This window comes from Rhodopseudomonas sp. B29, from assembly GCF_000333455.1.
In the GTDB taxonomy this organism is placed as follows: Bacteria; Pseudomonadota; Alphaproteobacteria; order Rhizobiales; family Xanthobacteraceae; genus Rhodopseudomonas.
This window is the reverse complement of sequence record NZ_BADD01000290.1, coordinates 1-2,465: the sequence shown is the minus strand read 5'-3', so window position 1 is coordinate 2,465 and position 2,465 is coordinate 1. Positions and strand designations below refer to the sequence as shown.

4 protein-coding genes are annotated in these 2,465 nt (G+C 64.3%); 3 read left to right on the top strand and 1 reads right to left on the bottom strand.

Annotation, left to right across the window (positions count from 1 at the left end; all coding sequences use genetic code 11):
* A partial coding sequence (locus I5M_RS32695; RefSeq protein WP_210161620.1) for a hypothetical protein occupies nucleotides 1–592 on the top strand: 592 nt, incomplete at its 5' end.
* 103 nt (nucleotides 593–695) lie between these two features.
* Here the strand turns inward: I5M_RS32695 and I5M_RS10770 are convergent.
* A complete protein-coding gene (locus tag I5M_RS10770; RefSeq protein WP_022721415.1) occupies nucleotides 696–1,079 on the bottom strand; it encodes a VOC family protein in 384 nt (127 codons plus the stop codon).
* A 157-nt stretch (nucleotides 1,080–1,236) separates the two neighbouring features.
* On the opposite strand from I5M_RS10770, the gene I5M_RS10765 reads away from it, so the two are divergent.
* Nucleotides 1,237–1,524 carry a cupin domain-containing protein gene (locus I5M_RS10765; protein WP_022721414.1) on the top strand — a complete coding sequence of 96 codons (288 nt, stop codon included), beginning with the start codon at nucleotides 1,237–1,239 and terminating at the stop codon, nucleotides 1,522–1,524.
* A 148-nt stretch (nucleotides 1,525–1,672) separates the two neighbouring features.
* On the top strand, nucleotides 1,673–2,465 hold a 793-nt coding region (locus tag I5M_RS10760; protein WP_022721413.1), incomplete at its 3' end, for a hypothetical protein.

Sequence of the window (2,465 nt, the reverse complement as noted above, 5' to 3'; positions counted from 1 at the left end):
GCGAGAGTTTATCCTTTCTTACGCCCGGATGTCTCACTACTCGCTGGAGATGGTCGACCTCGCACGCCGCGGTGATCAGACGGCGAAGAACACGCTGCAGCGGATCGGGGTGGATGTCGGCCATCTTCCGCTGACGACCTACGAATTGGCGACCCAGATCCTACGGGCCGGCAACGCCCCTCGCAAAGAAGATCTGGCCGGACTGGTAGATATGGCGGCAAGCGGCGACGCGGCGGCCTTAAATATGCTGGGCGAAAAATACCCACCGAACCCGGCGTTCGAGTTCGACTTCAGCATGCAGGTCGCAATGAATCAGGCGGCGGCACTGCGGGGCAAGGAGCTAGCGATGGTCACGACCGCCAAGTTGGTCAGCTCGATGGGGCGACCCGAGGTCGCCACGCCGGGCGGCGTGATGACGAATGTGGATAGCGCGATCTTCGCCTTTGCCGGCCTGGCGCTCGCCAATTCGGCCAACAGCAAACCGCTGGCGCCGCAGCTCGACCCCTTTTTGGCTCGATTGACTCCGGCGGAGCGCGGCGCGCTCGAGCCGTACTTCAAATCGTTGACGCCAGTGTTCGGGAAGCGCTGGTAGCTCGGAAAGGCCTGGCCGGCCATGGCCGTTTTGTTTCGGCCATGACCGTGCGGAGAGTCCGAAAGCCGGTCTCGACGTTTCGGGCTTTTGCCGCAGTTGCAGCTCAGACCTTCGGCATCCGATGCATCACGCAGAGCTTGTTGCCGTCGGGATCGCGCAAGTAAGCGAGATAGAGCTTCACGTCGCCCATCGCCCGGATGCCGGGCGGGTCTTCGCAGCTCTTGCCGCCTGCGGCGACGCCGGTCGCGTGCCAGGCGTCGGCTTCTTCAGGCGAGTTCGCCGCGAAGCCGACGGTGCCGCCATTGGCGAATGTGGCCGGCTCGCCATTGATCGGCAGCGACACCGCGAAAGTGCCGGTCTTGCTGCGGTAGAAGATGCGATGCCGATCAACTACGGCGGGCGCGATCCCCAAAGTGCCGAGCAGCTTGTCGTAGAACGACTTGGCCCTCTCCAGATCGTTGGTGCCGATCATGATATGCGAAAACATGGCGTCTCCCTGACTGCATGCGGCTTTGCCGCGATTGAAGCGGCGCGACTATAGCGGCCGCGGCAGATTTGGCGAGGCGGTCCATGCATCCAGGCGGATCGTTGAGTGAGCGAATCGAGTGTAGTCTGCGCTGACCCTCAGACGGAGCCACACAACCATGACCATTCCCGCCCAGTCCGACATGCAGATCGACAACGACGAGGTGCGGGTGACGCAGTGGCGGTTGCCGCCGGGCGGCGCGACCGGTCCTCACCGCCACGGCATGGACTACGTCATCGTTCCGATCACGACGAGCGCCATGACGATCGTGGCGCCGGACGGCACGCGCTCGATCGCGCAGCTCAAGACCGGCCAGTCCTACTTCCGCAAGGCCGGCGTCGAGCACGACGTGCTCAACGAGACTGTGGACGAGATCGTCTTTCTGGAGATCGAGCTCAAGACTTAACCTTGCGTTAAGACGGCTGGCACAGTTCTAGCGAGGGCGGCACGGTGGCGTCCGAACAGTCCTGTTTGGAATGCCACCGATCGGTCGCAGTTGATCCCTCAATCAGCCTCAAACATCCAGCATCAAGCGCGCGGGGAAGAGGCCGGCAATGCTGAAATTCATCACCGAAAAACTGCTCGGGCAGATTCTGCCATCGGTGGTCGCCACCGTGCTGGGGGCCTATGTGGTCAACCAGTACATCAACAAGCCGGATACACCGCCGGCGGCTCAGGCCGTGAAGCTCGATGCCGCCAAGGCGGGAGACAAGGCGGCGGGGCCGACGGCTGCCTTGGCTACGCCGGCGGTCGAGATCGAGCGCAGCGAACCGCCAAAGAGCCGTCCGGCTGAAAAATCGTCTCGCCATCTGCCGACGATCCGCGAAAAGGCCGAACGAGCCGCAGCCGAGAAGGCTGCCGCTGAAAAGGTCGCTGCAGAGAAGGCTGCGGCCGATAAGCTTGCGGCTGAGAAGGCGGCTGCCGAGAAACTGGCGGCGGAGAAAGCTGCTGCCGACAAACTTGCGGCGGACAAAGCGGCGGCCAAGCCTGTGACAGCTGCAGTCGCCGACAAGGACAAGAGCCAGGACGATCGCCGCGAAGCCGCGCGCGATCCCAACGATGTGCTGCGCGCCGCCGTCGAGCGGCTGCGCGCCTCCGATCCGCCGCGTCCCGCGCCCGCTGACCCGGTTGTTCGCGATGTCGCTCGTGCCCAGCCTGAAGTCGCCAAGCCGCAGGATCCGCCGCGTGCGGTGGCGATGCAGCCGCTGCCGCCGGCCGTGAATGTCGGCGATCCCACGCCGCTCCAGGCCAATACGCAGATCAACAGCGGTGCCGCGACCTATGGCACCAGCTTCACCGGCTCGCTGCCACCGAGGTCGAGCGCCGCCACGGCAGATGCCAGCCTCA